Below are 20467 nucleotides of genomic sequence, written 5' to 3'. Positions count from 1 at the left end.
CGGTCAGACCGACTGCCCGTCGCCGCCGCCGTTGCCGACGATCAATGCTTCGGCGCCTTGGCCGGCGACGCCGGTGGTGCCCCCGTCGCCTCCGATCTGGCCGGCACCACCACCGGTGCCTCCGGCGCCACCCAGGTCACCTTTTTGACCGGCGAGCCCAGGAATGTGGTTTTGCGGATATGCCCAGGCGCCGCCGCCCCCGCCACCTCCGGGACCGGTGGCGCTGCCGACGCCGCCCGCGCCTCCTGCGGCGATGCCTTGTGAGGTGGTGGTGAGCGCGAAGCCGGCTGCGCCTCCCGCCCCGCCTGCGCCGCCGACGTATGCGGCCCCACCGCCGCCTCCGCCGCCGCCGCTCAACGCCATGTCCCCGGTCGACACCCCGAGCGCACCGGCGCCGGCACCGCCACCGCCGCCGGTACCCCCGGCGCCGCCGTTGGGGGCACCGGCGCCACCGTTGCCGCCGTCCCCACCGAGCGCAAAGGCGACCTGCTGGGTGAGGGAGTTAGTCGAAGCGGCGCCGCCGGTGCCCCCTGTGCCGCCGGTGCCGCCGCTGCCGCTGGTGCCGCTGGTGCCGCCGATGCCGACCTGGCCGCCGCCGCCGCCGGCACCGCCACCGCCCCCGCCCCCGCCATAGGTGGAGTGGTTTGTGCCGGTCCCAGTCGAGCCGGTACCGCCGAAACCACCCATGCCGCCCGCACCGCCGGCGCCCCCGCTTCCGTTGACGGCGCCGCCGCTGGAGTTTCCGCCGGCCCCGCCGGAACCGCCGTGGCCGCCTTGGCCGCCGTTGCCGGAAACACTTCCGAAGTTGTTGCCGCTGACGTTGCCGCCGGTACCGCCGGTGCCGCCGGCCCCTCCGACGCCGCCGCCCCCGCCATTGCCGGCCTGCCCGAACAACCCTGCACTGACGCCCCCGGCCCCACCAGCACCGGCGGCACCGCCGTCGCCTCCGATGCCCCCGTTTCCGCCGGTCGTGGTGCTGCTTCCGCCGGTGCCCCCGTGGCCTCCCAGGGTGCCGTTGCCGCCGGCGCCACCCGCGCCGGCGACCCCGCCCAGCAGGGCCTGGTTCGCGCCCCCGGCGCCACCCTGGCCGCCGGCACCCCCGTGCCCGCCGGGGCCACCCGTACCACCGGCCACGCTGTTATCGAGCCCGGCCGTGCCTGAACCGCCGGCGCCGCCGGCTCCGCCTGCACCGGCCGCCCCGAACAGGGAAAGCAACTGCCGATTGGCCCCGCCGGCCCCGCCGGCTCCACCGTGCCCGCCCGTGCCGCCGAACAGAATGCTGGAACCGCCAGTCCCGCCGAGCCCGCCGGCACCTCCGGCGCCGCCGCCGATGAACCCGTTAGCCCCGCCGGCACCGCCGGTCCCGCCTGCGCCGGCAACCAGTGCGGAAGCGCCGTTGCCGCCCGCCCCGCCGTTGCCGCCGTGGCCCCACAGGCCGGCCGAGCCGCCGGCCCCACCGGCCCGACCCGTGGCGCCGGAGCCCCCGGCGCCGCCGTTGCCGATCAGCCATCCGCCGTCGCCGCCGGCCTGCCCGGTTCCTGGTGCCCCGTCGGCCCCGTTGCCGAACAGTGGGCGCCCGGTCAGCAGCTTGACCGGGTCGAAGTTTAACAGTCCCGTGCCCTGGATCTCGCCGACCAACGCCGTCAGCGGGTCCGCGGCGGCCGCCGCACTGGCCGCCTCCGTGTTCGTATAAGCCCCCGCGGCCGAGCTCAGGGCCTGCACAAATTGCTCGTGGAATAGCGCCAACTGCGCGCTGAGCGCCTGATACTCCTGGCCGTAGGCGCCGAACAACTGAGAGATCGCAGCCGACACCTCGTCCTGCGCGGCGGCCAGCACCGACGTCGTCGAGCCCGCCGCCGCGGCATTGGCCGACCCGATCGTCGCTCCGAGCGCCTTCAAGTCCGAGGACGCAGTGGTGACAATCTCTGGGTCTACCAGTAGGAAAGTGGACATCTCTGGCTCCTCACCGCTGCTGTGGAGCCCCAAGTTATGGCCCGCTGCTTGCGATGTTCTTGCGCGTGCTCGGCTACCAGGCCCAACTTTGGCAGCGCAGAAGACAGTGGGCCGCTGCGTCAGTCCGGCAGGCGCGGCATCTCCAGGCCAGGATCGCGGCCGACCAGCACCGCGCGCGTCAGCGCGGACTTGCCGTAGCGGCGGTGGACTTCGTCGATCGCGTCGTCGACCGCGGGTGACTCCCCGTCGAACGGCAGCGTCAGCTGCTGGGCACCGCTGCGGTCGATGCCGGACACCGCGAATCCGACCAGCGTCAGTCCCCGTTCGGCGATGAGAGGCGCCGCCGATGCCACCAGCCGCCGGGCCGTGGCGAGGATGGGCTGGGTCGAGGAGGTGGCCCATGGCATCGTCTGTGACCTGGTCGCCCGGCTGAAGTCCTCGAAGCGCAGTCGCAGCACCACGGTGCGTCCGGTACGTCCCGCGGCGCGCATCCGGCCGGTGATCCGGTCGATCAAATTGACTACCACCGCGTCGATCTCGGCCGGGGACATGGTGGTGCCGGCGCGGCCCAGCGCCCGTTGGGCTCCCACCGAGCGCCGCCGAACCCCCGTGGTCACCCGGCGACGGTCGATGTTGCGGGAGAGCGCATGAAGCTGGCGGCCCATCGCCGGGCCGACCATGGACGCGAGCATGGATTCGCCGAGTTCGGCGACTTGGGCGACGGTGGTGATGCCGTGCGTGCGCAGCTTGTCGGCGGTCACCGCGCCCACACCCCATAGCCGGCGCACCGGCAGGGGATGCAAAAACTCCAGCTCCCGGTCCGGAGGCACCAGCAGCAGGCCGTCGGGCTTGGCCTCCTGGCTGGCGACCTTGGCCAGGAATTTGGTGCGCGCGATGCCGACGGTGATGGGCAGGCCGACCCGGGCGCGGACGTCTTCCCGGAGTCGCGCGCCGATCTCGAGCGGCGTGCCCGACACCCGGCGCAAGCCCGCGACGTCCAGAAACGCCTCGTCCACCGATAGCGGCTCCACCTGCGGCGTGCAGTCGTGGAACACCTCGAAGACCGCGTCGCTGGCCTTCGAGTAGGCGCTCATCCGGGGCGGCACGACGACTGCGTGCGGGCATAGCCGACGCGCCTGCGTCCCGCCCATCGCGGTGCGCACCCCGAAGGCCTTGGCCTCGTAGCTGGCGGCCAGCACGACGCCGCCGCCGACGATCACCGGGCGGCCCCGTAACTCGGGATCGTCCCGCTGCTCGACGGAGGCATAGAACGAATCCAGGTCCGCATGCAGGATGGACGCCTCACAGCGCACGAACATATGTTCGCACGAGGGCCCGACAGGTCAGCGTTGTTCGCCGTAGATGGCGCTGACCCAGACGTGCACCAGCGTGTCCAGCACGTTGGCCTCCGGCACCGAAGGCTCCTCGGCGAGGAACGACGCCGACAGCGCGCGCTCGTTCATCAGGTTGAGCGCGGTTGCCAACTCCAGGGCGGGCAGCGTTTCGGGCGCGGCGCCGCGCTCGCGTTCGGCTTCGATGATGGATGCGGTGTGGGCGATCCACTTCTGCATGAAGGCGGACCACAGTCGGCGGACCTCGGAATTGATGGCCCGGACGCCCTGACCTCCCCGGATGACGGCCCGGTGGGACCCGAAGGTCTGCACGAACACGTTGATCCCGGTGCGCCACATGTCGTCGCGGCCGGTTTCCAGACGGTCTGCCAGCGCCTGCAGGGCGGAGTCGGCCTCGTTGACCACCCGGTCCAGCAGGGTCAATAGCACGGCTTCCTTGGACGGGAAATAGAAGTAGAACGTGGGCCGGGAGATCCCGGCACCTCTGGCCAGGTCGTCGACCGAGATGTCGGCCAGCGGACGGTCTTCGAGCAGCCTTTCGGCGGTTGCCAGGATCGCCAATTCGCGCTCATCGCCGGATGGCCGTGCGCTGCGTCGTCCCCGTGGGAGCGAAGTCCTGTTCCCCGGGGACGTGGTCACGCAGGCAGCTTACACCGCGTTGAGACTCTCGACAGTATGTCGACGCATGTCAAAGCAGCCCGTTGCGGCCGTTCTCGCCCAGCAACGAGCCGCCCGTGCCGCCCGGGCCGGGGGTGCCCGGGGCAGTGCCGGTGCCGGCGTTGCCCCCGTTGCCGCCGTTTCCGATGACGACGGCGTTGCCCCCATCGCCGCCGCTGCCGCCGGTGCCGGTCGCCGGGTCGGATTGGCCCCCGTTGCCGCCGTTGCCGCCGCTTCCGAATTGTCCGGCCTTGCCGCCGCTGCCGCCGTGACCGCCGTCGGCCGGGCCGTAGCCGCCGGCCCCGCCGTCACCGCCGTCGCCGAAGGACGCGCCGGCGTTGCCGCCGGTACCGCCGCCACCCCCGGCGGTCGTTCCGCTGGTCCCGCCGATGCCGCCGGCTCCGCCCGCGCCCGACAGTGAGCCGCCGCTTCCGCCGTGGCCGCCGTTGCCGCCTACGCCGAACAGCGACAGCCCGCCCGCGCCGCCGCTGCCGCCGGTGCCGAACAGTCCGCCGGACCCGCCGGCACCGCCCGTGCCTCCGACCGGCGGGCCGACATTGGAGGTCGCGCTGCCGCCGGAGCCACCGGCACCGCCGGTCAGGCCCAACAGTCCGGCGGACCCGCCTGCGCCTCCCGCCCCGGCTCCGGTGACGCCGTTGCCACCGGCTCCTCCGGATCCGCCGGCGCCGAGCCACTGGCCGGTACCGCCTGCCCCGCCCGCGCCGCCTTGAGCGCCACCCCCGCCGCTGCCGCCGGATCCGCCCTCGTCGAAGAGTGTGCCGGCGCCTCCGGTGCCGCCGTTACCACCGACGTCGCCGCCGAACCCGCCGTCGCCGCCGGCAGCGGCCGGAGTGAACACGCCGCCGGCGCCGCCGGTACCGCCATGGCCGCCTTGGCTCGATCCGTAAGAACCGGTTCCGCCGTCACCGGCGGCGCCGACCGCGCCGGCCGCGCCGCCCGTTCCACCATTTCCGCCGACGAAGCCGAGGCCGCCGTTGCCGCCTCGGCCGCCGTGGAAGCCCAGGCTCCCGGCCGCCCCGCCGCGGCCGCCTGCGCCGCCCACACCGGTCGCTGTGTCGAGGGCGGTTCCTCCGGTGCCGCCGGCGCCGCCGTCGCCCCAGAGGCCGGCCGAACCGCCGGCCCCGCCGGTTCCGCTGGTAGCGGTGGGGCTGTTGCCGCCCGCACCGCCGGTGCCGCCGGCGCCCCCGGCGCCGAGCAGCAAGCCTCCGCGACCGCCGGTCCCGCCCGCCCCCGCGGCTCCGGTGGTCGATTCGCCCCCGGTCCCGCCGGCGCCGCCGGTGCCGAACAGGCCCGCGGCCCCGCCGGCGCCGCCCGCCAGCCCGCCCGTCCCGGAACCGCCGGCACCGCCGTTGCCGGACAGCCATCCGCCCGGGGTGCCATCGGCGCCGGTTCCCGCGGCGCCGCTGACACCGTTGCCGATCAGCGGGCGACCGGTCAGCTGCTGGACCGGTCCGTTGATCGTGTCGAACACGCCCTGCAGTGGGCCGCCGGAACCGGCCTTGCCGATCAAGCCGGTGGTGGCGCCGGTGCCGGGGTTACCGGCGAGGCCGCCGGCGCCGATCAGCCCGGCAGCGCCGCCGCTGCCGCCGTCGCCTCCCACCGTGACGCCCTGGCCGCCCGCACCTCCGCTGCCGGCGTCGCCGAAGAATCCGGAATTGCCGCCATCACCCCCGTTGCCGCCGAGTTGACCGAAGCCGCCGACACCGCCGGCGCCGCCCACGCCACCGAACAGGCCTGCGCTTCCACCGTTTCCGCCGACACCGCCGGCTCCGACGGCATTGGCACCGCCGGCGCCACCGGCTCCGCCGGAGCCGAAAACGATGCCGCCGTTGCCGCCGCGGCCGCCGGCCCCCGCCTGCTGGGTGAGGGGGTTGGTGCCGAGGGAAGTGCCGCCCGTGCCGCCGGAGCCTCCGGTGCCGAACCACGTGCCGCTGCCGCCGTTCCCGCCGGCGCCACCGCTGCCGTTCGCCGCGGCCGCGCCGCCGTTTCCACCGGCACCCCCGGTGATGCCGAAAAGTCCCGCGGCGCCGCCGACGCCGCCGGCACCGCCTGCGTCGTTGCCGAAGCCGCCGGTTCCACCGCTGCCGCCCCAGGTCATGAGGCCACCATTGCCGCCGGCGCCCCCCGCGCCACCCGTCGCGGCGCCGCTGCCGCCCGCCCCGCCGACGCCGCCGGCGCTGAGCAGGCCGCCAGTCCCGCCGGCGCCGCCGGCCCCGCCGAGGGTGCCCGCGCCGCCGTCACCACCGCCGCCGCCCGCGTGGAAGAGTCCGCCGGCGCCGCCCAGGCCGCCCGCGCCCCCGGTGCCGATTGCCCCGAGGCCACCACCGCCACCGTCTCCGGCCATCCCGAACATGCCGGCCGCCCCGCCGGTGCCGCCGGCGCCGTACCCGCCGTGGCCGCCGGCTCCGCCGTGGCCGCCCAGCAACCCGGATGCCCCGCCGGCGCCGCCATCACCGCCATTGACCGCAGCGTTGCGCGCGAATCCGCCGGTGCCGCCGCTGCCCCCGCTGCCGAACAACCCGCCCGCGCCGCCGGTCCCGCCGGCGCCTGCGGCCGCCATCGCCGCACTGCCCGCGGTTCCACCGATCCCGCCGGTGCCGCCGGTACCGAACAACCAACCGCCGGCGCCACCGGCACCGCCTGCCCCGCCGCCCCCCGTGCCGGTGGACTCACCGCCGGCCCCGCCGGCACCGCCGTTGCCGAACAGCCCGGCCGCGCCGCCGGCGCCGCCGGTCTGACCACTGACACCCGAGGCGCCGGACCCGCCCGCGCCGCCGTTTCCCAACAGCCATCCGCCCGGTGCGCCGTTCGCGCCGCTGCCGGGAGCGCCATTGGCGCCGTTCCCGGTCAGAGGGCGACCGGTGAGTGTCTGGACCTGGGTATTGACCGCGGTCAGCAGCTGCTGAATTGGACTGCCGGCCGCCGCCACGTTCATCGCCTCCGCCGCCGAGTAGGCCTGTGCGCCGCTGGCAAGGGTTTGCACGAACCGGCTGTGCAACGCCGATACGTGACTGCTGAGTTCTTGGTAGCTCTGGCCGTGCGCGGAGAACATCGCCGCGATCGCCGCCGAGACGTCATCTTCGGCGGCTGCCAGGAGCTGCGTTGTGCCGCCGGCCGCGGCGAGATTGGCCTCCGCCAGGCTCGACCCGAGAATCACCAGGCGTTCGGCGGATGACGCCAGCACCTCTGGCAGCGCAACAACGTATGACACGTGACGGACCCCCCTGGCATGACGCTCGGCGGAATATAACCCTTCGCCTTCGCTTGGAACAGCATATTCGCTGCTCTCTGGTGGTTTTAATGCAATTGGTCGACATCTCGTTGACCGACTCGACACCGCGTTGATAGCGTGGCCGACATGACTGAGCACCTTGACGTCGTCATCGTGGGCGCCGGCATTTCGGGGGTCAGCGCGGCCTGGCATCTGCAGGACCGGTGCCCGACGAAGAGTTACGCGATCCTGGAAAAGCGGCCGGACATGGGCGGAACCTGGGACTTGTTCCGCTACCCGGGCATCCGCTCCGACTCGGACATGTACACGTTGGGCTTCCGCTTCCGGCCCTGGACCGAACGGCAGGCCATCGCCGATGGCAAGCCGATCCTCGACTACGTCAAGAGCACCGCGGCCATGTACGGCATCGACAAGCACATGCGCTTCCAGCAGCGGGTGATCGCCGCAGACTGGTCCAGCGCCGACAACCAGTGGACTCTGCAGATCGACAGCAACGGCACACAGAGCGAACTCACCTGCTCGTTCCTGTTTCTGTGCAGCGGCTACTACAACTACGAAGAGGGCTACGCACCGAAGTTCACGGGTGCCGAGGACTTCACCGGCCCGATCATCCACCCCCAGCACTGGCCGGAGGATCTCGATTACCAGGGCAAGAACGTCGTGGTGATCGGCAGTGGCGCTACGGCCGTGACTCTGGTTCCGGCACTTGCCAATTCGGGCGCTAAGCACGTCACGATGCTGCAGCGCTCGCCGACTTACATCGTTTCCCAGCCGGAGGCGGACGGCATTGCCGACAAGCTCAACCGCTACCTGCCGGAGAAGGCGGCCTATACCGCGATCCGGTGGAAGAACGTGGTGCGGCAGGCGGCCGTGTACGGAGCCTGCCAGAAGTGGCCCCGGCGGATGCGCAAGACGTTGATGGGCCTGGCTCAGCGGCAACTTCCCGAAGGTTATGACGTGCGAAAGCATTTCGGGCCGCACTACAGCCCGTGGGACCAGCGGTTGTGTCTGGTGCCCAACGGCGACCTGTTCCGCGCCATCCGCCACGGCAAGGCCGAGGTGGTGACCGACACCATCGAACGGTTCACCGCGACCGGTATCAGGCTGAACTCCGGCGTCGAACTACCGGCCGACATCATCGTCACCGCAACGGGTTTGAACCTCCAGCTGTTCGGCGGCGCGACCACCAGCATCGACGGCGAGCCGCTGGATCTGACCAAGACGATGGCCTACAAAGGCATGATGCTGTCCGGCATCCCGAACATGGTCTACACCATCGGCTACACCAATGCGTCCTGGACGCTGAAGGCGGACCTGGTGTCCGAATTCGCTTGCCGGCTAATGAATTACATGGACGACAACGGTTACGACACCGTGGTGGTCGACGAGCCGGCTCCCGACGTCGAGGACCGTCCGTTCATGGAGTTCACCCCCGGTTACGTGCTGCGCTCGCTGGACGAGTTGCCGAAGCAGGGCTCGCGTACACCGTGGCGGCTGAACCAGAACTATCTGCGCGACATCCATCTGATCCGGCGGGGCAAGATTGCCGACGAGGGTCTGCGGTTCGCGAAAAAGCCCGCACCGGTGACTGTCTAGGCGCGGTTCAATCTCCTGCAGCGACGACGACAACGCCGTCGTCGTCGCTGTAGGCCACCTCGCCTGGTACGAATGTCACACCGCCCAAGGCTATTTCGACGCCGCGATCGCCGGCGCCGGTCTTGGTGCTTTTGCGGGGGTTGGTGCCCAGCGCCTTGATGCCGATATCGATCCCGCGCAGGGCGGCCGCGTCGCGAACCGCGCCGTTGACGATCAGGCCCGCCCAGCCGTTGGAGCGGGCCAACTCGGCGATCAGATCACCGACCAGTGCGGTGTGGAGTGAGCCGCCGCCGTCGATCACCAGGACCCCGCCGCCACCGGGCTCCGACAGTATCGACTTCAGCAGGGCGTTGTCCTGGAAGCAGCGCACGGTACTGATCGGCCCGGCGAATTGCGTGCGGGCGCCGAACTGACGGAATTGCAGGTCGCAACTGCGTACTTCGGGTCCGATGTCATCGACCAGGTCAGCCGTCGGGCGGAAGGTCACCGTCATAGTTTCAGCGGCGGCGCAACTGCCGGATCAACAGCATGGCCAACAGGCTCAGCGTGATCGCGACCACCCATGGACCGGGGGATTGCAGCGGCGACGACTCGGACGCCTCCAGCGGTAACGGGTTCTCCGCCTTCTCTACTGTCGACTTCGCTTGTGCGGCGGCATCTTTGGCGGCAGCAAGCTGTCCGTTGGTTTCCGCGCGCTGTTGCAGGTCGGCGGGCGCCTCGACGGGCTGCTCCACCAGATTCGCGGCGGGCGGTGGCACCTTCTTGGCAGGCGCCTTCTTGGCCGGCGCTTTCTTCGCGGGCGCCTTCTTGGCCGGCACTTTGGCCGGCCCTTTTTCGGTGGCGGCCTTTTTCGCCGGCGCCTTCTTGGCCGGCGTTTTACCAGCGGCGGCCTTCTTGGCGGGGGCCTTCTTGGCCGGCGGGCCGGATTGGGGCTCGCCTTCGGGTCGATCCTGCGGGTCAGCCATGCGGCCGCTCCTTTGCAGCTTGGTCGTCGCTAATAGGTCGCTCGGGCTCGGGTCCCATCATGCCAGGACGGCCGTGCGCTACGGCCTGCGCCGTACGGACCAGAAGGCGACGACGGCGACCGCGGCGATGGCTCCCACCGCGAACGGCCAGGCGGGCAACTCGCCGTTCGGATCCCGGTCCGCGCCGGCGTGCGCTGAAGCCGTTGCGGCTGTCAGGACGGCGGTGATCACCAAGGTGGCCCACAGCTGTGCGACTGGCAGCAGTCGGTTCAACATCGTCACAATCCCAGGCGGGCCAGCAGGTCGCCTTCGATCCCGTCGAGTTGTGCCGAGATGGCGGCGTGTGCGGCGCGCCGCCGCTGGGTCGGCATGTTCTCCGCGGCGGTGATGGCCGCGGACAGGTCGGCAAGGCGTTCACTGATGGCCGAGACGAACTGCTTGGTTTCGGGGTCCTTCGGCTTCTTTTCCTGCACCGCCCGAAGCGACTGCTCGGCCCCGGCAACCCGCGCCGACAATCGGGCGCCGTGGCCGGAGAACTGGCCGATCTGGGCCAGGGGAATGCCGAGTTGATCGGCCCGGCGCTGGTCGATCATTCCGCGGGCGGCGATGGCTGCCCGGTAGATCAGAGGCGTCAGCACGGGAGCCAGCAAGCGGGACACCGTCAGCGTCCGGCGGATCCGGGTCGGTGACAGCAGCTTGCCTTCACGTGCCGCTTTGAGCTCGCTCTCGGCAACCTTCAGCGCGACCCGATCACTGTCTTTCTGTGCCTTGAGCTGCGCAGCAAGCGCCTTGTCGGCTGCCTTCTGAGCGGACTTGATTCGGCGCCGCTCGTTCTTCGCCGAAAGGCGGGCCTCCAGCTTGGCGCGGGCCTTGATCGCGCGGGCTTCGGCGCGACGGGTCGCACGGCTCTTTCGCTTGCGGAACAGGCCCATTCCCGGCTGCCCTCCCGGTATCTCGTGAACTGACGCGGTGCGTGTGCGAGCGCTGGGCCAACCCTAATCCGAGCGGGACGCGCGCAGCTCGCCAGGTCAGGTGTGAACCGACCGGCCGACCGGGATCAGGCGTCGAGGGATTCGGCGCGGCGCAGCTCGTCGATCCGGTCCAGCACCTTCTGCTGCGCGTCCGGGGACAGGCCGTGTGCCCGCGCCGCGATGCGGCGCACACCGTCGTCGCGCACGGTCGCGTAGAATTGCAACTCCTTGTCGAGCTTCTCGTAGTACTCGTCGTCGGTGAAGTACGCGGACTTGATCCGGAAGAAGTTGGCGAGGGCGGCCATGGTTGCTGACGAGGGGTTCGTGCGGTTGCCGGAGCGTAGCTGCGACAGGTAGGGAGCCGACATCGTGACGCCCTCCGCCTTGAGCGCCGCGATCACCTCTGCGGAGGTGTGCGGGCCCCTTCCCGGCGGATACACCGTGTCAAACAGGCGGTTCAGGCGGGCAGCGAACGTCGTGCTCATCGATATGACCTCCACCGGGGCTATAAGAGCAAACGGTATCAATAGGTATTTGCTGATCATGGTAGCGACTGATCTTGACCACCACCAAGTGCAAACCTGATCGTATCCGGTTCCGGCAACTGGGGCGACCGGGCTTGGCACCCCCGATGAGCATTCAAACGAATTGACCGGGTGTCCACAAAATGACCGGATTTCACAGGTTATCCGCAGAATACACGGTGCCGGGCCGTGCTGTGATTCACCGTCGGCGGCGCTGACGGCTGCGGTCGGCGACATTCAGGAAGCGCGGACGAGAGACTCTGGGCAACGAGTGTTCAGCTGAAAAGCGACCGCTGGTCACTTTGCTGCTCGGCGTCGGTGCGTTGCCGTGGGCCAGCAGCGGCACGGCGGCGGGGCCCCGTTGACCGTTTGTGCGGGGCCCACGAATCACCCCCGCCGCGGGAATCCAGCGCGTCGGATCTGTTCGGGTGCCGGGTGGCGTCTGGGTGTCGTGTCCGACGGCCGGGCGACCTAGTTGGGGGCGGGGACCGGAGTTTGCGCCGCGGTCACGAATGCCGTCACCGGGACGCCCCGGAAGGCCGCGCCCAGCGGTGGTTGTGGCCCATGGCAGGGGGCACCTGGCGACCCGCGGCGCCCGGCTGCGCCGCGCTCGCGATCGCCACGGCTTGTTGGTGGCGACCCGCAGCGCCCGGCTGCGCCGCGCTCGCGATCGCCACGGGCTTGTTGGTGGCGACCCGCAGCGCCCGGCTGCGCCGCGCTCGCGATCGCCACGGCTTGCACTCGGCGAGGGCAGCCCTAAGCGGCGAGCAGCATCGCCAGAATTGCGGTATCCGGATGGCTGATCGGGTCCACGCCGACGCGGCTCACCATCGAGGTGATGGTGCCGTCGGCCTCGGCTTCGACCCACGCGGCCCGGTGTTCCAGGCCGAGGTACGGCAAACCGGGCAGCAGTACGCAGCCCGAGGCGGCGCCCGTGCACTCCGGTAGGGACGGCGTCGTCTCCGAGGGCGGATGCAGCATCAGCAGTGCGGGAGGTTGGTGATCGGCGAAATACCCTGGCTGAATGGCCGTTTCACCGAACACGGTCCCTTCGGCGAGGACGAGACCGACGGTCCCGGGCTCGGGCTCGTCCGGCAGTTCCTCACGGGCACCGAATACCGTTGTGGTGGAAAGCAATCCGGGCAGTGACGCCACTCGTACGGCGACCATCAAGAGCTGAGCCCATTCCTTGGTGGAATCGGGCCAACGTCCAGAAATCACAAACCCTTTCAGGGCACCGCGAGCATGAAAGGGAGACACCCCTATAGGCCGACCAGACCCAGCATCCATCTTGCCCTCCGTGACGCCTTCATCCGAAGTAACCACGCTGGTAGCTCGAACAAATGTTAGCTCGAATGATCAAGCATGCGCGGGCTTTTCGCCCTGTGCAACTCGACACGGCGGGCGGGCAGCGGTGTTACGGATCGGCAACGCCCGAATTGGTTTTGACGGCACCAAAAGACAAGGGCGCCGCGCGATGTCGCGCGACGCCCTTGTCCTCGAGACGGACGGTCAGGGGAAGATCAACCCGGAGGTCTTCGAAGTGGCCGCTTCGTAGCGGGACTGCACGTCCGCCCAGTTGACTACGTTCCAGAACGCTTTGACGTAGTCCGCCTTGACGTTCTTGTACTGCAGGTAGAAGGCGTGCTCCCACATGTCGACCTGCAACAGCGGAATGACACCGAGCGGGACGTTGGCCTGCTGGTCGTAGAGCTGGAAGGTCAGCAGCCTTCCGCCCAGGGTGTCGTAGCCGAGCACGGCCCAGCCCGAGCCCTGCAGGCCGTTGGCGGCCGCGCTGAACTGAGCCTGGAACTTGTCGAACGAGCCGAACTGGTCGTCGATCGCCGCGGCCAGGTCACCGGTCGGCTTGTCGCCGCCGTCCGGCGACAGGTTCTTCCACCAGATGGAGTGGTTGACGTGACCGCCGAGGTGGAAGGCCAGGTTCTTCTCGTTCAAGAAGATGGCCGAGTGGTCGCCCTTGGCGCGGGCCTCTTCGAGCTTGGCGACCGCGTCGTTGACGCCTTTGACGTAGGTGGCGTGGTGCTTGCTGTGGTGGATCTCGTTGATCTGACCAGAGATGTGCGGCTCTAGTGCTGCGTAGTCCCAGTCCAAGTCGGGCAGGGTGTATTCAGCCACGGCTTTCCTTCCTTCGATGAGCGGATCGTCTGACGTGTCATTCGCGGGGTCCCGCCACGCGGCAACCTGGCATCTTCAACCCTGCTCCATGACCGCGGATGCCGCAAGGACGACCCCCTGTAACACCCGCCCCGGATACCCGCTTAGGCGGGAATCAAGCTGGGATCAGGACAATGCGATCAGGGCCAGCACCGCCAGCAGCGCCAGGGCGATCAGACCGGCACGCAACGCGGCGACGACATAGGCCTGGTTCCAGGCGGGGGACCCCGAGTACGAGTTCGACGGCGTCGAACCCGGACCGAACGAATGAGTGGCCATCAAATGCCTTCCAACTGCACGTCCACCTCGCCGCCGAAAAGGGCGAGTGAGGTGAGTCACAACGAAGCTCCCGCGTCCGCGATCATAACGCTAGAAACCCAGCTTGGAAAACCGGAACCCGGCGCGCCTCACACCGGGTGACCGCTGAGCGCTGTCCGGGTGTTTGCGGTGGTGAAGCGGCGATCTGACCCCTAACGAAACAATGCGCAAATCGCACGTTTCGGCATCGCCGGCAGCGGGTAAACCTTCCTCTCGGCGCGGCGATCAATTCGCTCGAGGCGCCCTCAGGCTGTCGATTGATACGCCCCGTTATCGCCTTGTTATCCACAGTTGCGTCGAAATCTGGCCGATAGAGGCTGTCTCCACCACCCATCCCAACTGTGGATAAACCTGTGGAAATTGTGGATAGCTCCATTTAGCTGTGTCGTACGTCACGCCTACTCGTAGCGTGGCGCCTGTTGGTCACCGTGGTGGCTGTGCTATGCGACCGCCGCTCCGCGAGATGCCGGCCGTCACCTATTAGGCTGGTCCGGTGATTCAGGTGTGCTCCCAGTGCGGCACGCGGTGGAACGTGCGCGAACGTCAGCGCTCCTGGTGCCCCCGCTGCCGAGGCGCGCTGATGGCGCCGCTGGCCGACACGCCCCCGGGTGATCCCCGGTGGAGTGCCCAAGCCGGACCGCAGCCGCCGGCCGCGCAGCGCACGCCGCCCCGGCTCCCGCCGGGTTTCCGGTGGATAGCGGTGCGTCCCGGAGCGGCCCCGCCGATGCGGCGGATGCGACGCCCGTTGGGCCCCACTCCGCGATATCAGGTGATTCCGCGCTGGGGCCTGGTGGATCGCGTGGACCCGGCAGCTATCGCGTCGCCGGACGGCGCCGTCAAGGCGGGACCGAGCCCCGAAATCGTGCGGGTGCTGATGTTCGCAACCCAGCTGGTACTCGCCGGCGCCGCGCTGGTGTACGCGGTGCGCTACGGGCTGCTGATCTACAACCGCAACTCGCTGCTGAATTCGCTGATCGCCCTGGCCGCGGACTGGCTGGGGATCGCCGCCAGCGTGGCGGTGATGGCAGTGCTGCTGGGGTGCTTCATCGTCCTGGTGAAGTGGTTGATCGCCCGGCGTGCCGCCGCGTTCAGCTACCACGGTCTGCCCGAACATCGTTCGACCCGCCGGTTGTGGGCCGGCTGCCTGCTTCCCTTCGCCAACCTGGTGATGGCGCCCGTATACGTCATCGAACTCGCCCTGGTCGAGGACCACTACGAACGGGTGCGCAAGCCGATCTACCTGTGGTGGTTCGCCTGGGTGGTGAGCTACGTGGTGTCGCTGTTCGCCATCGCGACGAGCTTGGCCGGCGACGCGCAGGGCATCGCCAACAACACCGTGATGGTGGTATTCGCGTACCTGGTTGCCGCGCTCACCGTCGCCGGGGTCGCCCGCGTCTTCGAAGGATTCGAACGCAAACCCGTCGAAAGGCCGGCGCACCGCTGGCTCGTCGTGGAAGCCGATCGGCCCGTGGCCTCCGCAGCACCCGCTCCGGTTGAGCCGGAGGGACAAGAACCGGCAGCATAGGCGTATGACGCGGGCGGATGAGGTCCTCGCCGGGCACCCTTTCGTGGTTGCCCACCGGGGCGCGTCGTCTTCCCGCCCCGAGCACACGCTGGCCGCGTACGACCTGGCGCTCAAAGAGGGCGCCGACGGCGTGGAATGCGACGTCCGGTTGTCCCGCGACGGCCACCTCGTGTGCGTGCACGACCGCCGCCTGGACCGCACCTCGACGGGCGAGGGGCTGGTCAGCACCGCGACGCTGGCCGAGCTGCGCGAACTGGAATACGGAGTGTGGCACGACAGCTGGCGCTCGGACGGCGCGCACGGTGACACCGGTTTGTTGACGCTCGACGCGCTCGTGGCGATGGTTCTGGACTGGCACCGTCCGGTGAAGATCTTCGTCGAGACTAAGCATCCGGTCAGATATGGCTCGCTGGTGGAAAGCAAGCTGCTGGCGCTGCTGCACCGGTTCGGCATCGCCGCACCACCGTCTGCAGATCGGTCGCGTGCGGTGGTGATGTCGTTTTCCGCCGCCGCCGTATGGCGGATTCGCCGGGCCGCACCGATGCTGCCCACCGTGTTGCTGGGCAAGACCGGGCGCTATCTGACCAGCAGCGCCGCCACCGCCGTCGGCGCCACTGCGGTGGGACCCTCGCTGGCCGCGCTGCGGGATTACCCGCAGCTCGTGGACCGCTCCGCCGCGCAGGGCAGGTCGGTCTACTGCTGGACCGTCGACGAGTACGACGACATCGATTTCTGCCGCGAAGTCGGCGTGGCATGGATCGCCACCAACCACCCGGGCCGCACCAAAGCCTGGCTGGAGAAGCGGAACGCGACCGAGAACAGCGGCTGAACCGCGGCTGCCGTCAGGGCTGGTCCTGCAACGAGTCGGTCGGCACCGGCGCGTCCGCGGCCAGCGCCTCGAACAATTTGCTGGCCGCGTCGTGATTCCATACGACGACGGAGCCCACGCCGGTGTCGGTGAACTCCCCGATGGGGACCGTCATCGGCGTGGTGGCCCCGTGCAGCGCCCAGCCGAGCCGGGCCAGGTCCCAGGCGTGGTCTCCGCGGTCGACGGTCAGCGCGCCGGCCGCCGCATGCGGCACCGCGTACCACCGCCACGGGTTGAGCCACACTGCCGGGCTGCCGGCGCGGTGCAGCAGCGCCGACATGAACTCCCGTTGGTGGACCATCCGGTCCAGGTCTGCCCGCGGGGTGGCCCGCGTCCGGACGTAACCCAGAGCAGTGCGCCCGTCCAGTCGCTGGCATCCGGCCTGCAGATCCAGGCCCGCCAGCGGGTCGCGCATCGGCTCGGCAGGGCATACGGTCACCCCGCCCAGTGCGTCGACCAGAACGGCGAACCCCGCGAATCCCACTTCGGCGTAGTGGTCCAGATGTAATCCGGTGGCCTGCTCGACCGTCTGCGCCAGCAGCGGCCCACCGCCCAGGGTGAAAGCCGCGTTGATCTTGTCGCGACCGTGCCCGGGGATCGGCACGTACGAGTCGCGCGGTAGCGACACCAGCGTGGTTCGGGCGTTGGACCCGAGCCCCGGCACGTGGACCAGCATGATCGTGTCGGTACGGCCGGTCCCGACATCGCCCCCGGTGGCCAACTGCTCCTGCTGCTCGGGGGACAGGTCCTGGCGGCTGTCGGATCCGACGAGCAGCCAGTTGGTGCCGCGCCCGGGGGCGGGACGGTCTGCGTAGTCGGTCAACACCGTCTGGCGGTGCACGGCGGAGTCGAACCACAGCATGCCGCCCAGCACGCCCGCGGTTGCCAGCAGCAACAGGATGACCAGGCTGAGGGCGGTGATGCGGAGCCAGCGGCGCTTACTGCGCTTCGCCCGTCGGGGTTTGGGCGGGGCAGGGGGTCGCGACGGCGCGGCGGACGGTGGCGGGGGCGGGGGCGGCGTGGCGGTGCGGTGCGGCGGCGGGGCACTAGTTCGTCGCGGTGCGCGCGGTGGCGGCGCGTCCCGGCGAATGACCTGAGAGGGCTCCGGCGGGACCGCTTGCCCCGGCTGGGGCGGGCTCGGCCTGCGAAATCGGGGCGGTTCCGGTGGTCCATCGCCGTTCACCCGGCTAACTTACGTCGCCGGCCCCGCTATCGGCGTGCGCGCAACCCATTGACGAACGGACATCCCATCAGAACGCGGATCGCCTGGCGCAGACCGTTCATGTCGTCGACCGGCTTGTGGAACGGCAGCCGGATGTCCTGGTCGCCGTCGTTGCCCTCGACGCGGAACCGCACGCCGTACCGGTCCAGGCCGAGTGGTCGTACGTGACCACGTCGCAGCGGCGCGGGCAGCCGGGAAACCAGCCGGGCGATCACGTCGTTGTGGGCGGTGCTGAGGTGCCACAGCAACGTCGACTCGATCTCGCAGAAGGGGTCGGGGCGGGCCGCGAGCAGATCGCGGACGGCGACCGGCTCGGCGCCGGTCGCGTCGGTCACGACCACGGACTCGATGATGAGGCGCAGCAGGGTGTAGCGAGGCTCATCGTCGTCCGTCGGGGCGGAACTGGGCCGATCGACCTGCAGCAGCACCGGGTTCGGGTCCGCCGTGGCGATCAGGTCGAGCAGTTTGGCCACCGCGCCGGGTGGGATCCGGTGCAGCCGGCCGCGCACCCACACCAGCGAGCGGACGGGTTCGCGTACCGGAAGCGGCGCATAGTCGGTGAGTTCCAGCAACGCCTGGGCGCCACATTCCAGGCCGTCGGCGGCGGCGCGGGGAACAGCCACGGCGAACGAGCCGTCGTACAGCAGGTGGTGCACGGGCGTGGCGACCGGCTCCTGGCCCTCGACCGCCAGCAGGGCGCCGTCTGCGCGTGAGCAGGCACTGCGTATGCGTTCCGCGGTGGTGGGCGTGGGATGCGCAACCGAGAGCACGTTACCTCCAAGCTTGTTAGGTAAGCCTAAGGTAACTTAGCGACGGGGTGGTAGCAAGGGCGGGCGCGCCGCGGCTGCGCCGTTAGGGTTGTGGGCGTGGCCCGCATCGCTTACCTCGGTCCGAAGGGGACGTTCACCGAGGCTGCGCTGCTGAAGATGACCGCCGACGGGCTGGTTCCCGGCCATGACCCGCAGGCGCCGCAGCCCTTGCCGGTGGACAGCACGCCCGCTGCGCTGGATGCGGTGCGAGACGGCACGGCGGATTACGCCTGCGCGCCGATCGAGAACTCGATCGACGGGTCGCTGGCACCCACCCTGGACAGCCTGGCGATCGGGTCACCGCTGCAGATCTACGCCGAGACCACCTTGGATGTGGCGTTCGACATCGTCGTCCAGCCCGGCCGCGCCGCCGCCGGCGTGCGCACGCTGGCCGCTTTCGGGGTGGCTGCGGCGCAGGTGCGGCGCTGGCTCGCCGCCAATCTGCCCGACGCCGAACTCAAGCCGGCCTACTCCAACGCCGACGCCGCGCAGCAGGTGGCCGAGGGCCGGGTGGACGCCGCCGTCACGTCGCCGCTGGCCGCGTCCCAGCGCGGTCTGGAGGCGATCGCCGAGGGCGTCGTCGACGAATCCAGCGCCCGCACCCGGTTCGTGCTGATCGGGCGCCCCGGCCCGCCGCCGGCACGCACCGGCGCCGATCGGACCGCGGCGGTGCTGCGGATCGAGAACGTCCCCGGCGCGCTGCTGCAGGCGCTGACCGAGTTCGCCATGCGGGGCATCGATCTCACCCGCATCGAGTCCCGGCCCACCCGCACCGGGCTGGGCACCTACATGTTTTTCGTGGATTGCGTCGGCCACATCGACGACGATGCCGTCGCCGAGGCACTCATGGCGCTGCACCGTCGTTGTGCCGATGTGCGTTACTTGGGTTCCTGGCCGACGGGCCAGGCTGTGGGGGTGCTGCCGCCGTCGTCGGACGAGGCCTCGGCCTGGCTGGCGGGGCTTCGAAACGGGGAGAAACAGCGATGAGCGGCCGGCTGGTGTTGGTGCGGCACGGACAATCGTTCGGCAACGTCGAGCGCAGGTTGGACACCCTGCCGCCAGGGGCGGCGCTGACCCCCCTGGGGCGCGATCAGGCGCGGGCGTTTGCCCGGGGCGGGCACAGTCGCCCGGCCATCCTGGCGCACTCCGTGGCGGTCCGGGCGTCGCAGACGGCGGCGGTCATCGCCACCGAACTCGATCTTCCGGCCCAGGAGGTGGCCGGCATCCACGAGGTGCAGGTCGGTGCGCTGGAGAACCGCAACGACGACGAGGCGGTAGCCGAGTTCCAGGCCATCTACAAGCGATGGCATCTCGGTGATCTGGACGTGGCGCTGCCCGGGGGAGAGACGGCCAACGACGTCCTGGAGCGGTACGTGCCCGTGCTCACCGAGTTGCGCATGCGCTATCTCGACGACGATCGCTTCGACGGCGACATCGTGGTGGTCAGTCACGGCGCGGCAATCCGGCTCGCCGCGGCGGTGCTGGCCGGCGTGGACGGCACCTTCGTGCTCGACAACCCCTTGGACAACGCCGAATCCGTGGCGCTGGCGCCCATCACCGACGGCCGGTGGAGTTGTGTGCGCTGGGGCGGTCTTACGCCGCCGTTCTACCCGGAACCGGGTGCTACGCCGGTGCGCGATGCCGTTGCGTCAAGCACCGATCCCATGCGCTGATCTGATCACTTCTCCGGACGACTCGGCGCACGCGCACCCGATCACGTCGCAGTCGACGACGAACTCATGGGTGAACAACTCCGGGGCGACGCAGTCCGGCTCGGTGCATTCCGGCCGACCCATCCAGTGACGAATTACAGTGCCGTGGCAGTGATCTAAGCCTGCCCGGCAGTCGCGGCAGCCTGTGCTCATAAGCCGTTCATAGCACCGGACGCCGACAGAAGCGGGTTGCCGCGCCTACCCCAAGCCCAGTAATCAGGCCCAGCCCAGCTCATCGAGCCTGTCGTCGTCGATGCCGAAGTGATGGGCGATCTCGTGGATCACCGTGATCGCGACCTGTTCGACCACGTCGGTGTCGGACTCGCAGACGTCCAGCAGCGCGTCCCGGTAGATGGTGATGGTGTCCGGCAGAGCTCCCGCGTAGTCGGAATCGCGCTCGGTCAACGCCACACCCTCGTACAGTCCGAGCAGATCGCCCTCCTCGGGATGCCGGTCGGCGACCAGCACCACGACGTTGTCCATGGCCGCCGTCAACTCGGTCGGGATCAGGTCGAGTGCATCGGAGACCAACTCGTCGAACCGCTGCGGGTCCATCCCCACGGCCAC

At 70.1% G+C, this 20467-nt stretch carries 20 protein-coding genes and 1 pseudogene; 5 read left to right on the top strand and 16 right to left on the bottom strand.

Annotation, left to right across the window (positions count from 1 at the left end):
- Window positions 1-3 precede the first annotated feature (3 nt).
- The 4 genes from C0J29_RS34590 to C0J29_RS29865 form a co-directional block, all read right to left on the bottom strand.
- Window positions 4-1953, bottom strand: coding sequence for a PE family protein (locus C0J29_RS34590; RefSeq protein ID WP_120794412.1), 1950 nt, complete (start codon window positions 1951-1953; stop codon window positions 4-6).
- Between the two features lie 119 nt (window positions 1954-2072).
- Window positions 2073-3272, bottom strand: a complete 1200-nt coding sequence (dinB, locus tag C0J29_RS29875) for a DNA polymerase IV (protein WP_120794411.1) — start codon at window positions 3270-3272, stop codon at window positions 2073-2075.
- Window positions 3273-3296: 24 nt separating this feature from the next.
- The gene (locus C0J29_RS29870; protein WP_120794410.1) at window positions 3297-3944 is read right to left on the bottom strand and encodes a TetR/AcrR family transcriptional regulator; all 648 of its coding nucleotides are present in this window, start codon (window positions 3942-3944) and stop codon (window positions 3297-3299) included.
- 49 nt (window positions 3945-3993) lie between these two features.
- Window positions 3994-7194 carry a PE family protein gene (locus tag C0J29_RS29865; protein ID WP_242460584.1) on the bottom strand — a complete coding sequence of 1067 codons (3201 nt, stop codon included), beginning with the start codon at window positions 7192-7194 and terminating at the stop codon, window positions 3994-3996.
- A gap of 147 nt (window positions 7195-7341) precedes the next feature.
- Here C0J29_RS29865 and C0J29_RS29860 point away from each other — a divergent pair, with 147 nt between their 5' ends.
- Window positions 7342-8811 carry a flavin-containing monooxygenase gene (locus C0J29_RS29860; protein WP_120795046.1) on the top strand — a complete coding sequence of 490 codons (1470 nt, stop codon included), beginning with the start codon at window positions 7342-7344 and terminating at the stop codon, window positions 8809-8811.
- A gap of 7 nt (window positions 8812-8818) precedes the next feature.
- Here the strand turns inward: C0J29_RS29860 and rraA are convergent, their stop codons facing one another.
- The 8 genes from rraA to C0J29_RS33045 form a co-directional block, all read right to left on the bottom strand.
- Complete coding sequence (rraA, locus tag C0J29_RS29855) at window positions 8819-9304, bottom strand: ribonuclease E activity regulator RraA (protein ID WP_065043965.1); 486 nt, start codon at window positions 9302-9304, stop codon at window positions 8819-8821.
- 4 nt (window positions 9305-9308) lie between these two features.
- On the bottom strand, window positions 9309-9776 hold the full coding sequence (locus tag C0J29_RS29850) for an Rv3852 family protein (RefSeq protein WP_065043964.1): 468 nt from the start codon (window positions 9774-9776) through the stop codon (window positions 9309-9311).
- Window positions 9777-9854: 78 nt separating this feature from the next.
- Window positions 9855-10052 (bottom strand): hypothetical protein, encoded by a 198-nt coding sequence (locus C0J29_RS29845; protein ID WP_065043963.1) that lies wholly within the window; start codon window positions 10050-10052, stop codon window positions 9855-9857.
- Between the two features lie 2 nt (window positions 10053-10054).
- Window positions 10055-10708, bottom strand: a complete 654-nt coding sequence (locus tag C0J29_RS29840; protein WP_065043962.1) for a DUF6474 family protein — start codon at window positions 10706-10708, stop codon at window positions 10055-10057.
- A gap of 125 nt (window positions 10709-10833) precedes the next feature.
- On the bottom strand, window positions 10834-11232 hold the full coding sequence (locus tag C0J29_RS29835; protein WP_065043967.1) for a secretion protein EspR: 399 nt from the start codon (window positions 11230-11232) through the stop codon (window positions 10834-10836).
- Window positions 11233-12027: 795 nt separating this feature from the next.
- On the bottom strand, window positions 12028-12561 hold the full coding sequence (locus C0J29_RS29825) for a hypothetical protein (protein ID WP_055576933.1): 534 nt from the start codon (window positions 12559-12561) through the stop codon (window positions 12028-12030).
- A gap of 222 nt (window positions 12562-12783) precedes the next feature.
- Entirely contained in the window at window positions 12784-13407 is a 624-nt protein-coding gene (locus C0J29_RS29820) for a superoxide dismutase (RefSeq protein ID WP_055576932.1), read from the bottom strand.
- A 165-nt stretch (window positions 13408-13572) separates the two neighbouring features.
- A complete protein-coding gene (locus C0J29_RS33045) occupies window positions 13573-13725 on the bottom strand; it encodes a hypothetical protein (RefSeq protein ID WP_162951590.1) in 153 nt (50 codons plus the stop codon).
- A gap of 532 nt (window positions 13726-14257) precedes the next feature.
- On the opposite strand from C0J29_RS33045, the gene C0J29_RS29815 reads away from it, so the two are divergent.
- Both C0J29_RS29815 and C0J29_RS29810 read left to right on the top strand, forming a co-directional pair.
- Window positions 14258-15289, top strand: a complete 1032-nt coding sequence (locus C0J29_RS29815) for a DUF4328 domain-containing protein (protein WP_082977881.1) — start codon at window positions 14258-14260, stop codon at window positions 15287-15289.
- 4 nt (window positions 15290-15293) lie between these two features.
- On the top strand, window positions 15294-16118 hold the full coding sequence (locus C0J29_RS29810; RefSeq protein ID WP_065043960.1) for a glycerophosphodiester phosphodiesterase: 825 nt from the start codon (window positions 15294-15296) through the stop codon (window positions 16116-16118).
- A gap of 13 nt (window positions 16119-16131) precedes the next feature.
- Here C0J29_RS29810 and C0J29_RS29805 read toward each other — a convergent pair whose 3' ends face one another.
- On the bottom strand, window positions 16132-17340 hold the full coding sequence (locus C0J29_RS29805; RefSeq protein ID WP_120794408.1) for an LCP family protein: 1209 nt from the start codon (window positions 17338-17340) through the stop codon (window positions 16132-16134).
- A 26-nt stretch (window positions 17341-17366) separates the two neighbouring features.
- Window positions 17367-18149: a DUF2470 domain-containing protein gene (locus C0J29_RS29800; protein ID WP_065049133.1), complete on the bottom strand. Its 783-nt coding sequence runs from the start codon at window positions 18147-18149 to the stop codon at window positions 17367-17369.
- Between the two features lie 96 nt (window positions 18150-18245).
- Between C0J29_RS29800 and pheA the strand changes: the two genes are divergently transcribed.
- Both pheA and C0J29_RS29790 read left to right on the top strand, forming a co-directional pair.
- A complete protein-coding gene (gene pheA / locus C0J29_RS29795; RefSeq protein WP_065049135.1) occupies window positions 18246-19175 on the top strand; it encodes a prephenate dehydratase in 930 nt (309 codons plus the stop codon).
- Window positions 19172-19861, top strand: coding sequence for a histidine phosphatase family protein (locus C0J29_RS29790; RefSeq protein ID WP_065049137.1), 690 nt, complete (start codon window positions 19172-19174; stop codon window positions 19859-19861). Before pheA ends, C0J29_RS29790 begins: the two co-directional genes overlap by 4 nt.
- On the opposite strand, the gene C0J29_RS34150 is transcribed toward C0J29_RS29790, so the two are convergent.
- Together C0J29_RS34150 and C0J29_RS29780 are read right to left on the bottom strand one after the other, a co-directional pair.
- Entirely contained in the window at window positions 19838-20053 is a 216-nt protein-coding gene (locus C0J29_RS34150) for a hypothetical protein (RefSeq protein WP_082978318.1), read from the bottom strand. The two genes, C0J29_RS29790 and C0J29_RS34150, sit on opposite strands and share 24 nt — an antisense overlap.
- Window positions 20050-20467 (bottom strand): annotated as a pseudogene (locus tag C0J29_RS29780) (metallopeptidase family protein). Before C0J29_RS29780 ends, C0J29_RS34150 begins: the two are co-directional and overlap by 4 nt.

The organism is Mycobacterium paragordonae, assembly GCF_003614435.1.
In the GTDB taxonomy this organism is placed as follows: domain Bacteria; phylum Actinomycetota; class Actinomycetes; order Mycobacteriales; family Mycobacteriaceae; genus Mycobacterium; species Mycobacterium paragordonae.
The sequence above is the reverse complement of the archived record's forward strand: the minus strand, read 5'-3'. Positions and strand labels throughout refer to the sequence as shown.